A 254-nucleotide genomic window follows, 5' to 3' on the forward strand; every position below is an offset into this window, starting at 1 on the left:
GGCGGTCTTTAATGGCGTGCATGCCTAAAATTGCGCTTTGTGGCAGGTTTAAAATTGGGGTAGACATTAACGAGCCAAATACACCACCGTTAGTCACAGTGAAGTTACCGCCAGTCATATCTGCCACAGTCAGCTTGCCATCACGGCCTTTGATCGCCAGATCGCGTACTGCTTTTTCGATATCAGCCAAGCTCATGGTATCGGTGTCACGTAGCACTGGTGTTACCAGACCACGCGGCGTAGATACTGCGATG

The 254-nt window shown here is 50.4% G+C and carries 1 protein-coding gene; it reads right to left on the reverse strand.

Annotated features, from left to right (window positions below; translation table 11 throughout):
- On the reverse strand, positions 1 to 254 hold a 254-nt coding region (locus tag B4920_RS27075; RefSeq protein ID WP_173862731.1), incomplete at both ends, for a 2-oxo acid dehydrogenase subunit E2.

This window comes from Zoogloea sp. LCSB751, from assembly GCF_002028455.1.
Classification (GTDB): Bacteria; Pseudomonadota; Gammaproteobacteria; order Burkholderiales; family Rhodocyclaceae; genus Zoogloea.